The sequence below is a fragment of the Achromobacter deleyi genome (assembly GCF_013116765.2).
Classification (GTDB): Bacteria; Pseudomonadota; Gammaproteobacteria; order Burkholderiales; family Burkholderiaceae_B; genus Achromobacter; species Achromobacter deleyi_A.
The window spans coordinates 4,878,867-4,894,703 of sequence record NZ_CP074375.1 but is presented as its reverse complement, the minus strand read 5'-3'; the positions used below and the strand labels follow the sequence as shown (position 1 = coordinate 4,894,703).

Sequence of the window (15,837 nt, the reverse complement as noted above, 5' to 3'; positions counted from 1 at the left end):
AGGAATTTCAAAGCACGATGAAGCCCCTTTCACGCTATGCCCGCGCTGCTGGCTCCATGCTGCTCGTCGCCCTGCTTGCCGCTTGCGGCGGAGACAAGGACGACGATGCGCCTCCCGTGGCGGAAGTACCGCCCCCGGCGGAAACACCGGCCCAGCCGCCCGCCCCCGTGCAAGTCGCGTTCATGCCCGACATCCACTTCCATGACGTCTACGCCGACTTCAAGGATGGGTCTTTTCCCGGCATCCCCAATCCGAAGCATGGCGACAACGCCACGATCCGGACGATGTACGCGCAACTGACGTCCACACGCCTGTTCAATGAAAATTACTTCGCCTTCCTGGCGGCGCTGGACGATGCGGTTGCGCGCGGCGTGAAGTACATCGCGCTGCCGGGCGACTTCTCGGACGACGGCCAACCCGTGCACATGCGGGGCCTGGTCAAGATCATGGACGAGTACTCGAAGAAGCATGGCATCCAGTTCTTCGCCGCGCCGGGCAACCACGATCCCAACCGGCCCTTCAACCAGGCCGCAGGCAAGAGCGACTACCTGGGTTTGGATCCGGTGACCGGATTGATCGGCTTCTCGCAACCCATCTACAGCCGCGGCGGCAATGCCGCGTGCAGCACGCCTTACGGCGGCGACTGGGCGCGCGTGGGCAACACCTATTGCACCGAGGAAGTGCTGCACATGGGCTACGCCGGCATTACCGACGCGCTCAAGCAGCACGGCTTCATGCCCCAGCCGCAGAACGTGTATTACGAAACCCCGTACAGCACCTACAAGTACGAGGACTACGAATACGCCACGGCGCTGGCGCAGGCCAACTGGACCAACCGCCAATACGAGATCTGCGCGGAAGGCACCGGCGGTCCGAACAAGCCGCAAAACTACACGCTTTGCAAGATGGTGCCGGACACGTCCTATGTGGTGGAACCCGTGAAGGGCGTGTGGCTGGTTGGCCTGGACGCCAACGTCTATGTGCCCACCGGTATCGGCGCGAATGACTTCACCGGCTCGGGCGACCAGGGCTACAACAAGATGCTTACGCACAAGGCCCACGTCATCAAATGGCTGGCCGACGTCGTGGCCCGCGGCAAGGCGCAAGGCAAACAGGTCATCGCCTTCAGCCACTTCCCGATGTCGGAGTTCTTCAACGGGGCGTCCGATGACATCGAAGCGCTGCTGGGCGTCAACAAGATGCAGATGATCCGCCGCCCCGCGGAAAACACGACCCGCGCACTGGCGGAGACCGGCTTGAAGGTGCACGTGGGCGGCCACATGCACTTCAATGACATGGCCTTGCGCAACTACGGCGGGGACAACGCGCTGTTCAATATCCAGGCGCCTTCCATGGCGGCCTACGTGCCCGCCTACAAGCTCATGACGCTGCAAAGCGCGAACGAGATCGAAGTGCAGACCATCCGGCTCGACAAGGTGCCGCGCTTTGACGAACTGTTCGACCTCTACCGTGCCGAGAACGCCTATGACGCGCCGCCGCGCTGGGACGTGTCCATTCTGGACGCCAAGGACTACGGCGACTTCACCTATCGCTACATGAGCGAACTGGTGCGCCTGCGCCTGCTGAATGACGACTGGCGCTGCGAGATGCGCGAGCTGGTCAAGAGCCCCCTGACGGGCGCCGACCTGCTGACGCTGTCGCAGCTGCAGACGACCGTTACGCTCAAGGAACTGGCGAACACCGGCAACCAGAACAATCTGACCCCGGCATTCTTCGCCTGCCTGGCGGACGGCGGCGGCAGCGGCGCCAGCAATGCGGCATATGCCGGCAACGTGGCCGATGCCCAGGCCCGCGCGCAGGCCCTGGCCCAGGCCAACGGCATGCAGCTGGCGGACTTCGCGGAATGGAAGGCCCTGGAGCTGGCAGGCGACTTCGTGCGCCTGGCCAACGCCGGCGACCTGGCGTTCGCCGACATTCCCGCCCGACGCGCCAACCAGTACAAGCTGCTGGCCCAGGCGCTGAGCCAGACCAACGCCGCGGTGCAGATGAATGGCAGCAGTGTCAGCAACGCCACCACGCCGGCCGACCTGTTCAAGGCCCGCTTCAAGCCGCTGATGGCGATCATGCTGAAGCTGGCGGCCGGCGCGCCTTCGGAGCATATCCGCCTGGACCTGACGAGCAACAGCATCGTCAACCTGTCGAACCAGCCCTCGCCCTTCTAGACCGGGTTCATTCGACCCGAAGCGCAAGCGGCCCACTCTCGCGGTGGGCCGCTATTTTTGCGCGGTCAGGCTGGCCGGCAGCAGGGTCATGCCTGTGGCGCCCGGCCACCCGCCCGAGTATCCCGCGGCGTCATGCCGAATCGCTGCTTGAACAGCCGGCTGAAATGCGAGGGATGCGAAAAACCGACCTGGTAGGCAAGCTCGGCGATGCTGCGATGGCGGTGCTGCGGGCTGAGCAGCAGCTCGCGGCACTTGTCCAGCCTCTGATCAAAGATGAAGGACTCCGCCGACAGGCCTCCGGCGCGCAGGATGCGATGCAGGTAAGCGACCGACACACCGCACCCCTGAGCCACCCGCAGCGGCGACAGGGCCGGGTCCGCAAGATGCTGGCGGATGTACGCCAGAACACGCGCCCGGTGCGCCACCGTGACGCTGCTATCCGACTCCGACGCATGTCCCTGCCCCGGCTGCACCAGGAACAGCACGATCAGGTCGATCAGACGTTCGCCCAGCTCGGCGACCTCGGTGTCGGACCAGCCGTCCATGCCCTTGAACAGATGATCCATGTAGCCGGCCAGCAACGCCCCCCGAGGGGATCCGTCGTCCGTGCGCAGCTTGTAGAAGGCGCCGACGCGCGAATCCCGTTGCGATAGCGCGCTGCGCGGGAACGACACGCTCAGGCTGCGATAGCCCGCCGCCCCCTGCGCCGTCGCCTGGTAGGGCAGGCTCTGGTTCATCAGGTACACGCAACCCGGTTCGACCTGGAATTCGCGCCCCTGCTGCCGCACGGCCAGCGGTCCCGCCAACGGCAGGCCGAAGGTATAGAACTCCTGGTCCAGCCGCGACACATTGCCCGCCGTGCGTTCCAGTCTTTGTCCCTGATAGTGCAGGTCATTGAACTGCAGGCTGGCGCGGCGCGCGTAGCGCACATGCCCGGCGAAACTGCCCGGCTTTCCGCCATGCACCTCGAAGGGGCCGAAGGCACTGGACAGCGCCGCGCGCCATTGATCGCGCCGGTCAGCGCCGGCGCTGGCCGAAATGGCGAATTCCGAATCTGGCATGGCGCGGTCTCCTGGTACGCGGGGGGTGCGCAAATTGATCTTGCGTCTACATATTCTTGACTCACCCTGCTCTGGGGCGGACGGCGCATTGTGGACGCGCCTGCCGCAAGTCTATATTCAGCCCGATAAGCACACAACCTGGACAACCCGGGAGGAGACTCATGGCACAGGCAGGCACGGCGGCCGCGCGCCATACGCCCGCGTCGCGCTATCTGCGTTGCGCGGGCCGCGAGCTGCATTACACGGAATGGGGCGCGGCCGATGCGCCCCCCATCATCATGTGGCACGGCCTGGCCCGGACTGGCCGTGACTTCGACGAGCTGGCGCAGGCGCTCGCGGACGATTACCGCATCATCTGCCCTGACACGATCGGACGCGGCCTGTCGCAATGGAGCCCCGACCCCTTGGCGGAGTATCGGCTGGACTTTTACGCGGCGCTGGCGTGCGCCCTGCTGGACGGCCTGTCGCTCAAGCGCGTGCGCTGGGTGGGCACGTCCATGGGCGGCGCCACCGGCATGCATGCCGCCGCCAGTACTTTGCGCGACCGCATCTCGCACCTGGTGGTCAACGATATCGGACCCGAGCTGCCACCGCCCGCCGTCGAGCGCATCGTGGCCTATGCCGGCAATCCTCCCGCCTTCGACACAGTCACGGAACTGGAGGCCTGGCTGCGCGTGGCCTACAAGCCCTATGGCTGGCAGAGCGACGAACAATGGCGCAGGATGGCGGAGACGTCCGTGCGGCGGCTGCCCGACGGCCGCGTCACCACGCATTACGATCCGGCCATCGTGGGCCAGTTCAGCCATCACCCCGGCGACTACGACCGCTGGAGCGGGTACGACTCGCTCCGCATGCCGCTGCTGCTTTTGCGCGGCGCCGATTCGGATCTTCTGCTGCCCGAGGTGGCCCACGCCATGACCGAGCGTGGCCCGCGCGCGCAGCGCATCGACTTTCCCGATTGCGGCCATGCCCCCGCCTTGAACGTCCCGCCGCAGATCGAAGCCATCCGCCAATTTCTTGCCAGGCCGGAACCCACGGCCGCCCGCGACCACTGACACCAGGAGACTTCCATGAAACGCATTCTGCTCGCCGCGCTGGCCAGCCTTTGCATGAGTTCCGCGGTTGCGGCGAAAGACTTCGTCGTGGCCCATGTGTACGACAAGACCGGGCCGCTCGAGGCCTATGCCAAGCAAACCCAGAACGGGCTGCTGCTGGGCCTGGAGTACGCCACGCAGGGCACCATGACGGTGGCCGGCCGCAAGATCCGCGTCATCGAAAAGGACAACCAGGGCAAGCCGGACGTGGCCCGCGCGCAGCTGGCTTCCGCCTACGCCGACGACAACGCGGACATCGCGGTCGGCCCCACGTCCTCAGGCGTGGCGCTGGCCATGCTGCCGATCGCGGAAGAGTACGAGAAGATCCTGCTGGTGGAACCCGCCGTGGCGGACTCGATCACCGGCGAGAAGTGGAACAAGTACATCTTCCGCACCGGCCGCAACTCTTCGCAGGACGCCATCGCCAACGCCGTCGCGTTCGACCAGGCGGGCACGTCGATCGCCATGCTGGCGCAGGACTATGCCTTTGGCCGCGACGGCGTCAAGGCGTTCAAGGGCGCGCTCAAGAACGCCAAGATCGTGCATGAGGAGTACCTGCCCGCCAACGCCACCGATTTCACCGCGGGCGCGCAGCGCCTGTTCGACGCGCTCAAGGACAAGCCTGGCCGCAAGATCATCTTCATCCTCTGGGCCGGCGCGGGCAATCCGTTCAAGATCGCGGACCTCGACCCCAAGCGGTTCGGCATCGAAATCGCCACGGGCGGCAATACGCTGACCGCCATGACGCCTCTGAAGTCGCTGGCCGGCATGGAAGGCGCCACCTATTACTACTACGGCATTCCGAAAAATCCGGTGAATGATTGGCTGGTGACGGAACATCAAAAGCGCTTTGGCCAACCGCCGGACTTCTTCACGGCGGGCGGCATGGCATCGGGCATCGCCATCGTGGCTGCATTGAACAAGACCGCGGGTGACTCCGACACCGACAAGTTGATCAAGGCGATGGAAGGCATGAGCTTCGACACGCCCAAGGGCAAGATGACCTTCCGGCCCGAGGACCACCAGGCGATGCAGTCCATGTACCACTTCCGCATCAAGAATGACCCGTCCGTGCCATGGGCGGTCCAGGATCTGGTCAAGGAGATTACGCCCGACCAGATGGCCGTTCCCATTCAGAACAAGCGTTGACCCCAGACCCGCCCATGCTGGAAACCCAATCGCTCACGATTCGTTTCGGCGGACATGTGGCCGTCAACAACGTCAGTTGCGCCTATGCGCCTGGCACGTTGACCGCCATTGTCGGCCCGAACGGCGCGGGCAAGACCACTTACTTCAATCTGATCTCCGGCCAGTTGCGCGCCAGCGCGGGGACCGTGCTTTTGAATGGACGCGACCTGACGTCGCTGGCGGCGCCGGCTCGCATGCATGCGGGCCTGGGACGCGCGTTCCAGCTGACGCAATTGTTCCCGCGCTTGAGCGTGCATGAGAACGTGCGGCTTGCCCTGCAGTCGCGCCAGCAAGGCATGGGCTGGCGGCAGATCCGTTTCTGGCGCACCTGGAGTGACGATCGCGGCCTCATGGAACGCGCCGACCTGCTGCTCGAGCGCACCCGTCTGTCGGCGCGCCGCGATCAAGCGGCCGCGGACCTGCCGCACGGCGATCAGCGCAAACTGGAGATCGCCATGCTCATCGCGCTGGAGCCGAAGGTATTCATGTTTGACGAGCCCACCGCCGGCATGAGCGTGGACGACGTCCCCGTCGTGCTGGACCTGATTCGCGAGATCAAGAACGACACCTCGAAGACCATTCTGCTCGTGGAGCACAAGATGGATGTCGTTCGCGAGCTTGCCGATCGGATCGTCGTGCTGCACAACGGCCAACTGATGGCGGACGGAGACCCTGCGACCGTCATCGCATCCCCCATCGTGCAACAGGCCTATCTGGGCATCAGCCCGGTGGAGAAGGCGGCATGACGCCGAGTCCACTCCTGCAAATGAAGGACGTGCATACGCATATAGGCGCGTATCACATCCTGCACGGCGTCAATTTGTCGGTGCCACCGTCGGCCGTGACCATGCTGCTGGGCCGGAATGGCGCCGGCAAGACGACCACGCTGCGCACGATCATGGGCTTGTGGCGCGCATCGCAAGGCGCGGTGAGCTTCGACGGCGCGGCCATCGGCGGGCCGGGCACGCGCAAGTCGCCTCCCGACATGGCGCGCATGGGCATGGCCTACGTGCCAGAGAACATGGGCATCTTCGCGGACCTGTCGGTGAAGGAGAACATCCTGCTGGCGGCGCGCCATGCAAAGAACGCCAGCCAGCTGGACACGGCGCGGCTGGAATGGATCTTCGGCTTCTTTCCCGCGCTGAAAAAATTCTGGCTGCATCCCGCCGGCAAGCTGTCGGGTGGTCAGAAGCAGATGCTGGCAATGGCGCGCGCCATCATCGAGCCGCGCCGCCTGCTGCTGGTGGACGAGCCCAGCAAGGGCCTGGCGCCAGCCATCATCCAGAACATGATCGACGCCTTCATCGAGCTCAAGCAGGCATCCACCACCATCCTGCTGGTCGAGCAGAATTTCAACTTCGCCCGCCAGGTCGGCGATCACGTCGCGGTCATGGATAACGGGCGGGTCGTCCATGCCGGTGGCATGGAAGAGCTGGCGGCGGACGACGCGCTGCAGACGCGCCTGCTGGGCCTGTCACTGGGAAGCCATCAATGAGTACGCTCGACATCGAAGCCCCGCTGCCGCGCGCAAGCGCGGACCTTCGCCCCATCCTGCTGGTATTGGCATTGGCGGCTATCGCGCTGCCGCTGGTCGGCTCGCTTTCCACCTGGGTCACACTGACTTTCGCCGGCCTCGCCATGGGCATGATCATCTTTATCGTGGCCTCGGGCATGACGCTCGTCTTCGGCCTGATGGACGTGCTGAACTTCGGGCACGGCCTCTTCATCGCCATCGGCGCCTACATGGCGGCGACCATTCTGGGCTCCATGGCCGACTGGACGCAGTCCGCCAGCTTCTGGACGAACCTGGTCGCGGTGCTGCCCGCCATGATCGTCGGCATGCTGGTGGCGGGCGCGGTGGGCCTGGCGTTCGAACGCGTGATCGTGCGTCCGGTCTACGGCCAGCATCTCAAGCAGATCCTCATCACCATGGGCGGCATGATCATCGGTGAAGAGATCATCAAGATGATGTGGGGACCACAAACCATTTCCCTGCCGCTACCCGAGGCGCTGCGCGGTGCCTTCCTGCTGGGCGACGCAGCCATCGAGAAATTCCGCATCGTGGCGCTGGTGGTGGGCCTGCTGGTGCTGGCCGGCATGCTGTGGGTGCTTAATCGCACCAAGCTGGGCCTGTTGATCCGTGCCGGTGTGGAAGATCGGGAAATGGTCGAAAGCCTGGGCTATCGCATCCGTCATCTGTTCGTCGGCGTGTTTGTCGCGGGTTCGATGCTGGCGGGGTTGGGCGGCGTGCTGTGGGGCATGTACCAGCAGTCCGTCGTGCCGCAGCTGGGCGCGCAGGTGAACGTGCTGATCTTCATCGTCATCATGATCGGCGGCCTGGGCTCCACCGTGGGTTGCCTCATCGGCGCGCTGCTGGTGGGCCTGATGGCCAACTACACCGGCTTCCTGCTGCCCAAGGCCGCCCTGTTCTCGAACATCGCGCTGATGGTCGCCATTCTGCTGTGGCGCCCGCAAGGCGTATATCCCGTCACCAATCGCTAGGAGCCGCCGACATGCCGCTACGCCTGCTTTCCGGCGACCCTCCGCGCAGCACGATGCTGGCGCTGCTGCTCATCGTGATCGTGGCCGCGCTGGCCGCGGCGCCGTTTCTGTTCCCAGGTCCGAAGTCGCTCGCCGTCGCCGCGAAGATCCTGGTGTTCGTTATTCTTGTCGCCAGCTATGACCTGCTGCTGGGCTACACGGGCATCGTCAGCTTCGCGCACACTATGTTCTTCGGAATCGGCGCGTATGGCGTGGCGATCGCCAGCGTGCGGATGGAACCGGGCTGGACCGCGGTGTTCACGGGGGTGGCTGGCGGACTGGCGGTTTCGCTGGCCTTTGCCCTGCTGATCGGCCTGGCCAGCCTGCGCGTGCGCGCCATCTTCTACGCCATGATCACACTCGCGGTGGCCGCCGCTTTCCAGACGCTGGTGTCGCAGCTGTCGGACATGACTGGCGGCGAGGACGGCCTGAACTTCAAGGTGCCGCAAATGCTGCGGCCCGCGTTTCGGCCGTTGTCGGAGCCGGTGTTCGGCATCAACATCGACGGCCGCATCATCACCTACTATCTGATCGCCGCGGTTTGTCTGGTGTTGTTCCTGATCCTGCTGCGTATCGTGAACTCTCCGTTCGGCCGGGTGCTGCAGGCCATACGGGAGAACCCCTTCCGCGCCGAAGCCATCGGGTATCGCACGGTGCTCTACCGCAGCCTGTCGAACCTGCTGGCGGCGGCCTTCGCCACGCTGGCGGGCGCGATGTACGCGCTATGGCTCCGCTATAACGGCCCGGACACGTCGCTTTCGTTCGAGATCATGCTCAACATCCTGCTGATGGTCGTCATCGGCGGCATGGGGACGATGTATGGCGCCGTCGTGGGAGCCAGCCTGTTCGTGTTCGCACAAAGCTATCTCCAGGATGGGCTGCATGCGGTTCACGGGGTCGTGGCAAGCGTGGCGCCCTTGGCGCTGCTGTTCGAACCAGACCGCTGGCTCTTGTGGCTGGGCATTCTGTTCGTGCTGTCGGTGTATTACTTCCCCACAGGCATCGCGGGACGGCTGCGGGAGTTCGCAAGACGCGCATAGGGCGCCGCGCGCCGTTGCCACCGCGGCTCCGCACCAAAGGGCGCCCTCTACTTCACCCGGCGACGCAGTTCGTCCAGGCTGCGCGACAGCTTGTCCAACTCGCTTTTCTGGCTGTTCACGGTGCGCGCCAGCTTGTCGAGCTCGCCCTTCTGGCTATCGCTGCCACGGCCGCCGTCGTCCTGTCTGCGCTCCAGGTTCGCAATCTTTCGCGCCTGCTCATCAAGCTTGCGGGTCAGCGTCTCGTTCTTGGCGCGCAATTCCTCCAGCGCCTTTGCCTGCTCGGAAACACGCTGCGTCAGGTCCGACAGTTCGCGCACTTCCACGCCTGTTCTAACCCGACCGTCACTACCGACCATCACAAAACTGTCGCGGTACGGCCGTTCGAAGGTCTGGTCCTTCAAGGGCACCTGGCCCCATGCGGCGCACGGCACCATTACCGCGGCGCCCACGGCCACCCCGCACGCCAGACCGAATCCACTCACCACTGCTCGCATATGCGGGCTCCAGAATTATCAGAAGTGAAAGACGGCCAGAAACGCCGCACCTGAAGCCTTGCCTACCGTCCACTCTGCCCGAGCGTATCCGCGTCGCGCCGCAGGCCATTGACGCGCCGCTGCATCTCATCCACGCTGCGCCGCGTATCGCTGTTTCCGCGATCCAGTTCGGAGCCCGATGGCGTTGGCGCCAGCCGCGGCATGTCCATGGGAGCACCGGCGTTCAGCGGAATCATGGCGGGCGGATGCCGATCCGCGGCTGACGGCTTCTCGTTGAGCACGCGCTCCAGCACACGCAGCTGCTCGCGTTGCACCTGGAGCGCGCGCTCCTGGTCCATCAGGGCTTGCTCACTTTCATCCTCGGTGCCGAAGATCGCCGCGTGATCGCGCGACAGACCGTCCAGTCGGACCCGGGGGTCCGGTCCGGCATTCAGCACCGCCTTGCCGATGGCCGTCGGATCCGAAGCGAGCGCGGGTTCAACCTGGCCTTGAGCCTGCGCCGTTCCGGGCGCTATCGCCAGTCCGCTCACCACCAGCAATCCGAGGCGGGCTACTTTCATGAAACCGCGCATGTTGTCCTTTGAGTCGCCACATTCAAGACGCGAAAAAAAACGGCAAGGGGTTTTAGCCCTTGCCGTTTTATATCAGAACGGCGAACCGTTCCGATGACTGCTTTACTTAGATGATACGTGCGGCTTCAACCAGACGCACCACACGCCACGACTTCGAGCGCGAGATGGGACGGCCTTCAGCGATTTCAACCGTATCGCCTTCGTTGTACTGGTTCGATTCATCGTGCGCCTTGTACTTCGCGGAACGCATGATGATCTTGCCGAAGATGGGGTGCTTGACGCGGCGTTCAACCAGAACCACGACAGTCTTGTCCATCTTGTTGCTGACGACCTTGCCAACCAGCGTACGCTGGCGCTTGGCCACTTGGGTGTTTTGAGTTTCGCTCATCTTTATTTCCCTGCCTTCTCGGTCAGCAAGGTGCGAACGCGCGCAATGTCGCGACGCACGTTGCGCAACTGGCTGGTGTTGGCCAGTTGCTGCGTGGCTTTCTGCATACGCAGACCGAATTGTGCCTTCAGCAGGCTTTCGAGCTCTTTGCCGAGCTCGGCGGCGTCTTTCGAACGGAGTTCGCTAGCTTTCATGTTAGTACTCCTTAAGCACCGATATGACGCGCGACGAACGTGGTCGAAATCGGCAGCTTGGCAGCGGCCAGGCGGAAGGCTTCACGAGCGATTTCCTCGCTGACGCCTTCCATTTCGTAGAGCACCTTGCCGGGCTGAATTTCAGCGACCCAGTACTCCGGGTTGCCCTTACCGTTACCCATCCGGACTTCGGCGGGCTTCTGCGAGATGGGCTTATCCGGGAAAATACGAATCCAGATGCGGCCGCCACGCTTGATGTGACGATTGATGGCACGACGAGCGGCTTCGATCTGGCGAGCGGTCAGACGGCCACGGCCGGTGGCCTTCAGACCGAATTCGCCGAACGACACGTGGGTACCACGGGTCGCCAGACCGGTGTTGCGGCCCTTCTGCTCTTTGCGATACTTTCTGCGAGAGGGTTGCAGCATGCTTATTCTCCTTCAGGCGCCGGAGCAGCGTCCGCCTTGCGGGGACCACCACGGCCACGACCACCCGGACGACCGGTGCGAGCACCGTCCGGACGATCACCACGCGGAGCGCGGCGCGGACGACGTTCTTCTTCGCGCGGGGCTGCGGTTTCCGGCGGCAATTCGCCGTTGGCCAGCATGTCGCCCTTGTAGACCCAGACCTTGATGCCGATCACGCCATACGTCGTGTGGGCTTCGGAGGTGCCGTAGTCAATGTTGGCCTTGAGGGTGTGCAGCGGCACACGGCCTTCGCGATACCACTCGGTGCGAGCAATTTCGATACCGTTCAGACGGCCCGAGCTCATGATCTTGATGCCTTGGGCACCCAGACGCATCGCGTTTTGCATCGCGCGCTTCATTGCGCGACGGAACATGATGCGCTTCTCGAGCTGTTGCGAGATCGAGTCGGCGATCAGTTGAGCATCGGTTTCCGGCTTGCGGATTTCTTCGATGTTGACGTGCACGGGCACGCCCATCAGACGCTGCAGATCAGCCTTCAGGCTTTCGATGTCTTCGCCGCGCTTGCCGATCACCACGCCCGGACGAGCCGAGTAGACGGTGATGCGGGCATTCTTGGCGGGACGCTCGATGATCACGCGACCGACGGAGGCGCTCTTGAGCTTCTTCTTCAGGTACTCGCGAACGCGAATGTCTTCGGCCAACATCGTGCCGAAGGCCTTGTCGTCGGCGAACCAACGCGAGGACCAATTACGGGTGACCGCGAGACGGAACCCAGTGGGGTGAATTTTCTGACCCATCGTGACTCCTTAAGCTCCGACCTTGACCGTGATGTGGCAGGTCTGCTTCTCGATACGGTTGCCGCGGCCCTTGGCGCGAGCGGAGAAGCGCTTCATCGACTGAGCCTTGTCCACAAAAATCGTGGTGACTTTCAGTTCGTCGATATCGGCGCCGTCGTTGTGCTCGGCGTTGGCGATGGCGGACTCGACAGCCTTCTTCAGGATGACGGCAGCCTTCTTCGGCGAGAAGGTGAGGATCTCCAGCGCACGGCCGACCTTCTGACCGCGGATCAGGTCCGCAACCAAACGGGTCTTCTGTGCGGAGATGTGAACCCCACGGATAATGGCAGTAGTTTCCATCGCTTACCTCTTCGCCTTCTTGTCCGCGGCGTGACCCTTGAACGTACGGGTCAGCGCGAACTCGCCCAGCTTGTGACCGACCATGTTCTCGTTGATGTACACGGGAACATGCTGCTTGCCGTTGTGCACAGCGATCGTCAGACCGATGAACTCGGGCAGGATCGTGGAACGACGCGACCAGGTCTTGATCGGCTTCTTGTCTTTGCCCGCGACGGCCGTGTCCACCTTTTTGATCAGGTGAGCATCGACAAACGGGCCTTTCTTGATCGAACGTGACATAGTGTTCGCCTCTTACTTGCGCTTGCGCCGTTGGACGATCATATTGTTCGTCCGCTTGTTGCGACGGGTCTTGAAACCCTTCGCCGGAGTACCCCACGGGCTGACCGGTTCGCGTGCTTCACCGGTACGGCCTTCACCGCCACCGTGCGGGTGATCCACCGGGTTCATGGCAACGCCACGGACCGTCGGGCGGATACCACGCCAACGCATTGCACCGGCCTTGCCGATTTGGCGCAGGCTGTGTTCTTCGTTACCGACTTCACCAATGGTGGCGCGGCATTCGATGTGCACACGGCGGACTTCACCCGAGCGCAGACGCACCTGAGCGTAGATGCCTTCGCGAGCCAGCAGGACGGCGGAAGCGCCAGCCGAGCGGACCATCTGAGCACCCTTGCCGGGCAGCATTTCGACGCAGTGAATCGTCGTACCCACCGGGATGTTGCGGATCGGCAGCGTGTTACCAGCGCGGATCGGAGCATCGATGCCCGACAGCAAGGTAGCACCCACTTCCAGACCACGCGGAGCGATGATGTAACGACGTTCGCCGTCGGCGTAGCACAGCAGAGCGATGTGCGCCGTACGGTTGGGGTCATATTCCAGACGCTCGACCTTTGCCGGGATACCGTCCTTGTCGCGACGGAAGTCGACGACACGGTAGTGCTGCTTGTGACCACCGCCACGGTGACGGATCGTGATGTGACCGTTGTTGTTACGGCCAGAACCACGGGTCTTCTTTTCCAGCAGCGGCGCGTAGGGCTCACCCTTGTGCAGGTTCGGGCTAACAACCTTCACCATGCCACGGCGGCCAGCCGAAGTCGGCTTAACTTTTACGAGGGCCATTTACTTCACCTCCGCAAAGTCGATTTCCTGGCCGTCCTTGAGCGACACGTAAGCCTTGCGCTCATTACGGCGACGGCCAACGAATCGGCCAAAGCGCTTGACTTTGCCCTTACGGTTGAGGACCTGCACGGACTCGACCTGCACTTTGAAGAGCAGTTCGACGGCAGCCTTGATTTCCGGCTTGGTAGCGTCAGCCACGACACGGAAAGCGACTTGCTGATTCTTCTCAGCGACGAACGTGGCCTTTTCGGTCACGATCGGAGCCAGAATGACTTGCATCAAGCGTTCAGCGTTCATCCCAGCATCTCCTCGAGTTGAGCGATGGCCGGCTTGGTGATCAGCACTTTCTTGTAGTGGACCAGCGACAACGGATCGGCATAACGGGGCTCGACAACAGCAACATGCGGCAGGTTGCGGGTGGCGAGGTAAACATTCTCATCAACGCTGTCGGTGATGATCAGGACGGAATCCAGGCCCAGGCTCTTCAGCTTTGCAGCAGCAGCCTTGGTCTTGGGCGATTCCAGATCAAACGATTCAACGACGGCGATGCGGTCTTCACGAGCCAGTTGCGACAGGATCGAACGGATCCCGGCGCGGTACATCTTCTTGTTGACCTTCTGGCTGAAGTTCTCTTCGGGCGAGTTCGGGAAAGTCCGACCACCGCCACGCCACAGCGGCGACGAAGTCATACCGGCGCGAGCGCGGCCGGTACCCTTCTGGCGCCAGGGCTTCTTGGTCGAGTGCTTAACTTCGGCACGATCCTTCTGAGCGCGGTTGCCGGCACGGGCATTGGCTTGGAAAGCCACCACGATCTGATGAATCAGAGCTTCGTTGAAGTCACGGCCGAAGATCGTGTCGGGCGCGCTAAACGTAGCAGCGGCCTGACCTTGGTCGTTCAGGAGCTTGAGATCCATTTACTTACGCTCCCTTCTTGGCCGGGGCCTTGATGGCCGGGCGCACGACGATGTCGGCGCCAGCGTGGCCGGGGACAGCGCCCTTGACCAGCAGCAGGCCACGCTCGACGTCAACGCGAACGACGTCGAGGTTTTGAACGGTGCGGGTGACATCACCCAGGTGACCAGCCATGCGCTTACCCGGGAAAATACGGCCCGGATCTTGTGCTTGACCAATCGAGCCCGGAACACGGTGCGAACGGGAGTTACCGTGCGAAGCGCGTTGCGAACCGAAGTGGTGACGCTTGATGGTACCGGCGAAGCCTTTACCAATGGTCGTGCCCGTCACGTCGACCTGTTGGCCGGCTTCGAACACGGATTCCACAGCGATCACGGAACCGGCCGCAAATTCAGCGGCGCGAGCGGGATCAAGGCGGAATTCTTTGAGGATGCTACCGGCTTCAGCGCCGGCTTTGGCGTAGTGGCCCGTTTGCGGCTGAGCCACACGCGAGGCACGACGGGTGCCATAAGCCACCTGGATCGCGGCGTAGCCGTCGGTTTCCAGCGACTTAACTTGGGTCACGCGGTTGTTAGACACGTCCAGCACGGTCACCGGGATGGATTCACCTTCCTCGGTAAAAATGCGGGTCATGCCGACCTTGCGACCCACCAGCCCCAGCCGGTGAGCGGCGGGCGTGGGTGTCGAATTCGACATCGTTTTCTCCATTCCCGACTGCGATTGGTCGGGGCTAATCAGGCAAAAGGTAACGGCCTTTGCCCTACGACTATGTTCAACCTGGGCGGGTCAAGCTATTCCCAAATATCGGGAGTTGCTTGGGGCCTTGCCCATAGTTAGACTCGCCACAAAATGGCAAGCTTGGCATATTAGCATGTTTTTTTCAGGCAGCACAAGCACTTAGCCCATTTTGCCCTAGCCGGGAGACGCATTTACGCCACGCGCCGCGTCCCCGTCGGAGGCATCCTGGTGGATAGCCCGGCAGGCCGTGTCCCGTTAAGACAGTAAGCGCCCGCTAACCACTGCCACTCATGCGGCCGCCAAAAACAAAATGGCCGCATTCCCAAGGGAGTGCGGCCATCTTTTCACGAACCCGCCGGCGAAGGTAGCAGGTCCGGAGCGCCTTACTGCAGCGCGATTTCGACGTCGACGCCAGCCGGCAGGTCCAGACGCATCAGAGCGTCAACGGTCTTGTCGGTCGGATCAACGATGTCCATCAGACGCTGATGGGTGCGGATTTCGAACTGGTCACGCGACGTCTTGTTGACGTGCGGCGAACGCAGAACGTCGTAGCGACGGATACGCGTGGGCAGCGGCACCGGGCCGCGGACAACGGCGCCAGTGCGCTTGGCGGTGTCGACGATTTCAGCGGCCGATTGATCGATCAGCTTGTAATCGAAGGCTTTCAAGCGGATACGGATCTTTTGGTTTTTCATGGCGTTTCCTAAAGAACGAGAGGCGAGGGCGAGATTGCGCCCTCGCTGGTTGTT

21 protein-coding genes are annotated in these 15,837 nt (G+C 63.0%); 7 read left to right on the top strand and 14 right to left on the bottom strand.

The annotated features are described in order from the left end of the window. The first annotated feature begins 17 nt into the window (after positions 1-17). Positions 18-2,183 carry a metallophosphoesterase gene (locus HLG70_RS22095; RefSeq protein ID WP_171667060.1) on the top strand — a complete coding sequence of 722 codons (2,166 nt, stop codon included), beginning with the start codon at positions 18-20 and terminating at the stop codon, positions 2,181-2,183. An 86-nt stretch (positions 2,184-2,269) separates the two neighbouring features. On the opposite strand, the gene HLG70_RS22090 is transcribed toward HLG70_RS22095, so the two are convergent. Further along, a complete protein-coding gene (locus tag HLG70_RS22090) occupies positions 2,270-3,244 on the bottom strand; it encodes a helix-turn-helix domain-containing protein (RefSeq protein ID WP_171667061.1) in 975 nt (324 codons plus the stop codon). 161 nt (positions 3,245-3,405) lie between these two features. On the opposite strand from HLG70_RS22090, the gene HLG70_RS22085 reads away from it, so the two are divergent. The 6 genes from HLG70_RS22085 to HLG70_RS22060 are packed head-to-tail and all read left to right on the top strand — an operon-like array spanning position 3,406 to position 9,107. Further along, positions 3,406-4,299, top strand: coding sequence for an alpha/beta fold hydrolase (locus HLG70_RS22085; RefSeq protein ID WP_171667062.1), 894 nt, complete (start codon positions 3,406-3,408; stop codon positions 4,297-4,299). Positions 4,300-4,314: 15 nt separating this feature from the next. Then, complete coding sequence (locus tag HLG70_RS22080) at positions 4,315-5,487, top strand: substrate-binding domain-containing protein (protein WP_171667063.1); 1,173 nt, start codon at positions 4,315-4,317, stop codon at positions 5,485-5,487. Positions 5,488-5,501: 14 nt separating this feature from the next. Beyond that, complete coding sequence (locus HLG70_RS22075) at positions 5,502-6,272, top strand: ABC transporter ATP-binding protein (protein ID WP_171667064.1); 771 nt, start codon at positions 5,502-5,504, stop codon at positions 6,270-6,272. Continuing rightward, positions 6,269-7,021, top strand: a complete 753-nt coding sequence (locus HLG70_RS22070) for an ABC transporter ATP-binding protein (protein ID WP_171667065.1) — start codon at positions 6,269-6,271, stop codon at positions 7,019-7,021. The genes HLG70_RS22075 and HLG70_RS22070 overlap by 4 nt, the downstream gene beginning before the upstream one ends. Continuing rightward, on the top strand, positions 7,018-8,028 hold the full coding sequence (locus tag HLG70_RS22065; protein ID WP_171667066.1) for a branched-chain amino acid ABC transporter permease: 1,011 nt from the start codon (positions 7,018-7,020) through the stop codon (positions 8,026-8,028). Before HLG70_RS22070 ends, HLG70_RS22065 begins: the two co-directional genes overlap by 4 nt. Positions 8,029-8,039: 11 nt before the next feature. Next, positions 8,040-9,107: a branched-chain amino acid ABC transporter permease gene (locus HLG70_RS22060; protein ID WP_171667067.1), complete on the top strand. Its 1,068-nt coding sequence runs from the start codon at positions 8,040-8,042 to the stop codon at positions 9,105-9,107. A 47-nt stretch (positions 9,108-9,154) separates the two neighbouring features. On the opposite strand, the gene HLG70_RS22055 is transcribed toward HLG70_RS22060, so the two are convergent. From HLG70_RS22055 to rpsJ, 13 genes are all read right to left on the bottom strand, one after another. Further along, on the bottom strand, positions 9,155-9,601 hold the full coding sequence (locus tag HLG70_RS22055) for a hypothetical protein (protein WP_213697129.1): 447 nt from the start codon (positions 9,599-9,601) through the stop codon (positions 9,155-9,157). A 62-nt stretch (positions 9,602-9,663) separates the two neighbouring features. Further along, the gene (locus tag HLG70_RS22050; RefSeq protein ID WP_234103162.1) at positions 9,664-10,161 is read right to left on the bottom strand and encodes a hypothetical protein; all 498 of its coding nucleotides are present in this window, start codon (positions 10,159-10,161) and stop codon (positions 9,664-9,666) included. Between the two features lie 118 nt (positions 10,162-10,279). Next, entirely contained in the window at positions 10,280-10,561 is a 282-nt protein-coding gene (gene rpsQ / locus HLG70_RS22045) for a 30S ribosomal protein S17 (RefSeq protein WP_006216549.1), read from the bottom strand. A 2-nt stretch (positions 10,562-10,563) separates the two neighbouring features. Next, positions 10,564-10,755, bottom strand: a complete 192-nt coding sequence (gene rpmC, locus HLG70_RS22040; RefSeq protein ID WP_003806912.1) for a 50S ribosomal protein L29 — start codon at positions 10,753-10,755, stop codon at positions 10,564-10,566. 11 nt (positions 10,756-10,766) lie between these two features. Further along, on the bottom strand, positions 10,767-11,183 hold the full coding sequence (gene rplP, locus HLG70_RS22035) for a 50S ribosomal protein L16 (RefSeq protein WP_006216552.1): 417 nt from the start codon (positions 11,181-11,183) through the stop codon (positions 10,767-10,769). A 2-nt stretch (positions 11,184-11,185) separates the two neighbouring features. Beyond that, positions 11,186-11,980, bottom strand: a complete 795-nt coding sequence (gene rpsC, locus HLG70_RS22030; RefSeq protein ID WP_006216553.1) for a 30S ribosomal protein S3 — start codon at positions 11,978-11,980, stop codon at positions 11,186-11,188. A 9-nt stretch (positions 11,981-11,989) separates the two neighbouring features. After that, entirely contained in the window at positions 11,990-12,319 is a 330-nt protein-coding gene (gene rplV / locus HLG70_RS22025; RefSeq protein WP_006227021.1) for a 50S ribosomal protein L22, read from the bottom strand. 3 nt (positions 12,320-12,322) lie between these two features. Continuing rightward, entirely contained in the window at positions 12,323-12,598 is a 276-nt protein-coding gene (gene rpsS, locus HLG70_RS22020; RefSeq protein ID WP_006216555.1) for a 30S ribosomal protein S19, read from the bottom strand. Positions 12,599-12,610: 12 nt separating this feature from the next. Then, entirely contained in the window at positions 12,611-13,438 is an 828-nt protein-coding gene (gene rplB / locus HLG70_RS22015; RefSeq protein WP_171667070.1) for a 50S ribosomal protein L2, read from the bottom strand. Continuing rightward, positions 13,439-13,735, bottom strand: a complete 297-nt coding sequence (gene rplW / locus HLG70_RS22010) for a 50S ribosomal protein L23 (RefSeq protein WP_006216557.1) — start codon at positions 13,733-13,735, stop codon at positions 13,439-13,441. Further along, complete coding sequence (gene rplD, locus HLG70_RS22005) at positions 13,732-14,352, bottom strand: 50S ribosomal protein L4 (protein WP_129242249.1); 621 nt, start codon at positions 14,350-14,352, stop codon at positions 13,732-13,734. Before rplD ends, rplW begins: the two co-directional genes overlap by 4 nt. 4 nt (positions 14,353-14,356) lie before the next feature. Further along, positions 14,357-15,046, bottom strand: coding sequence for a 50S ribosomal protein L3 (gene rplC / locus HLG70_RS22000; RefSeq protein WP_171667071.1), 690 nt, complete (start codon positions 15,044-15,046; stop codon positions 14,357-14,359). Between the two features lie 425 nt (positions 15,047-15,471). Further along, on the bottom strand, positions 15,472-15,783 hold the full coding sequence (rpsJ, locus tag HLG70_RS21995) for a 30S ribosomal protein S10 (protein WP_003806903.1): 312 nt from the start codon (positions 15,781-15,783) through the stop codon (positions 15,472-15,474). Positions 15,784-15,837: the final 54 nt, after the last annotated feature.

Bases quoted from the DNA above. Each gene is read 5' to 3' on its own strand.
- HLG70_RS22095 (WP_171667060.1), top strand. From the start codon at position 18: ATGAAGCCCCTTTCACGCTATGCCCGCGCTGCTGGCTCCATGCTGCTC.
- HLG70_RS22090 (WP_171667061.1), bottom strand. From the start codon at position 3,244: ATGCCAGATTCGGAATTCGCCATTTCGGCCAGCGCCGGCGCTGACCGG.
- HLG70_RS22085 (WP_171667062.1), top strand. From the start codon at position 3,406: ATGGCACAGGCAGGCACGGCGGCCGCGCGCCATACGCCCGCGTCGCGC.
- HLG70_RS22080 (WP_171667063.1), top strand. From the start codon at position 4,315: ATGAAACGCATTCTGCTCGCCGCGCTGGCCAGCCTTTGCATGAGTTCC.
- HLG70_RS22075 (WP_171667064.1), top strand. From the start codon at position 5,502: ATGCTGGAAACCCAATCGCTCACGATTCGTTTCGGCGGACATGTGGCC.
- HLG70_RS22070 (WP_171667065.1), top strand. From the start codon at position 6,269: ATGACGCCGAGTCCACTCCTGCAAATGAAGGACGTGCATACGCATATA.
- HLG70_RS22065 (WP_171667066.1), top strand. From the start codon at position 7,018: ATGAGTACGCTCGACATCGAAGCCCCGCTGCCGCGCGCAAGCGCGGAC.
- HLG70_RS22060 (WP_171667067.1), top strand. From the start codon at position 8,040: ATGCCGCTACGCCTGCTTTCCGGCGACCCTCCGCGCAGCACGATGCTG.
- HLG70_RS22055 (WP_213697129.1), bottom strand. From the start codon at position 9,601: ATGCGAGCAGTGGTGAGTGGATTCGGTCTGGCGTGCGGGGTGGCCGTG.
- HLG70_RS22050 (WP_234103162.1), bottom strand. From the start codon at position 10,161: ATGAAAGTAGCCCGCCTCGGATTGCTGGTGGTGAGCGGACTGGCGATA.
- rpsQ (WP_006216549.1), bottom strand. From the start codon at position 10,561: ATGAGCGAAACTCAAAACACCCAAGTGGCCAAGCGCCAGCGTACGCTG.
- rpmC (WP_003806912.1), bottom strand. From the start codon at position 10,755: ATGAAAGCTAGCGAACTCCGTTCGAAAGACGCCGCCGAGCTCGGCAAA.
- rplP (WP_006216552.1), bottom strand. From the start codon at position 11,183: ATGCTGCAACCCTCTCGCAGAAAGTATCGCAAAGAGCAGAAGGGCCGC.
- rpsC (WP_006216553.1), bottom strand. From the start codon at position 11,980: ATGGGTCAGAAAATTCACCCCACTGGGTTCCGTCTCGCGGTCACCCGT.
- rplV (WP_006227021.1), bottom strand. From the start codon at position 12,319: ATGGAAACTACTGCCATTATCCGTGGGGTTCACATCTCCGCACAGAAG.
- rpsS (WP_006216555.1), bottom strand. From the start codon at position 12,598: ATGTCACGTTCGATCAAGAAAGGCCCGTTTGTCGATGCTCACCTGATC.
- rplB (WP_171667070.1), bottom strand. From the start codon at position 13,438: ATGGCCCTCGTAAAAGTTAAGCCGACTTCGGCTGGCCGCCGTGGCATG.
- rplW (WP_006216557.1), bottom strand. From the start codon at position 13,735: ATGAACGCTGAACGCTTGATGCAAGTCATTCTGGCTCCGATCGTGACC.
- rplD (WP_129242249.1), bottom strand. From the start codon at position 14,352: ATGGATCTCAAGCTCCTGAACGACCAAGGTCAGGCCGCTGCTACGTTT.
- rplC (WP_171667071.1), bottom strand. From the start codon at position 15,046: ATGTCGAATTCGACACCCACGCCCGCCGCTCACCGGCTGGGGCTGGTG.
- rpsJ (WP_003806903.1), bottom strand. From the start codon at position 15,783: ATGAAAAACCAAAAGATCCGTATCCGCTTGAAAGCCTTCGATTACAAG.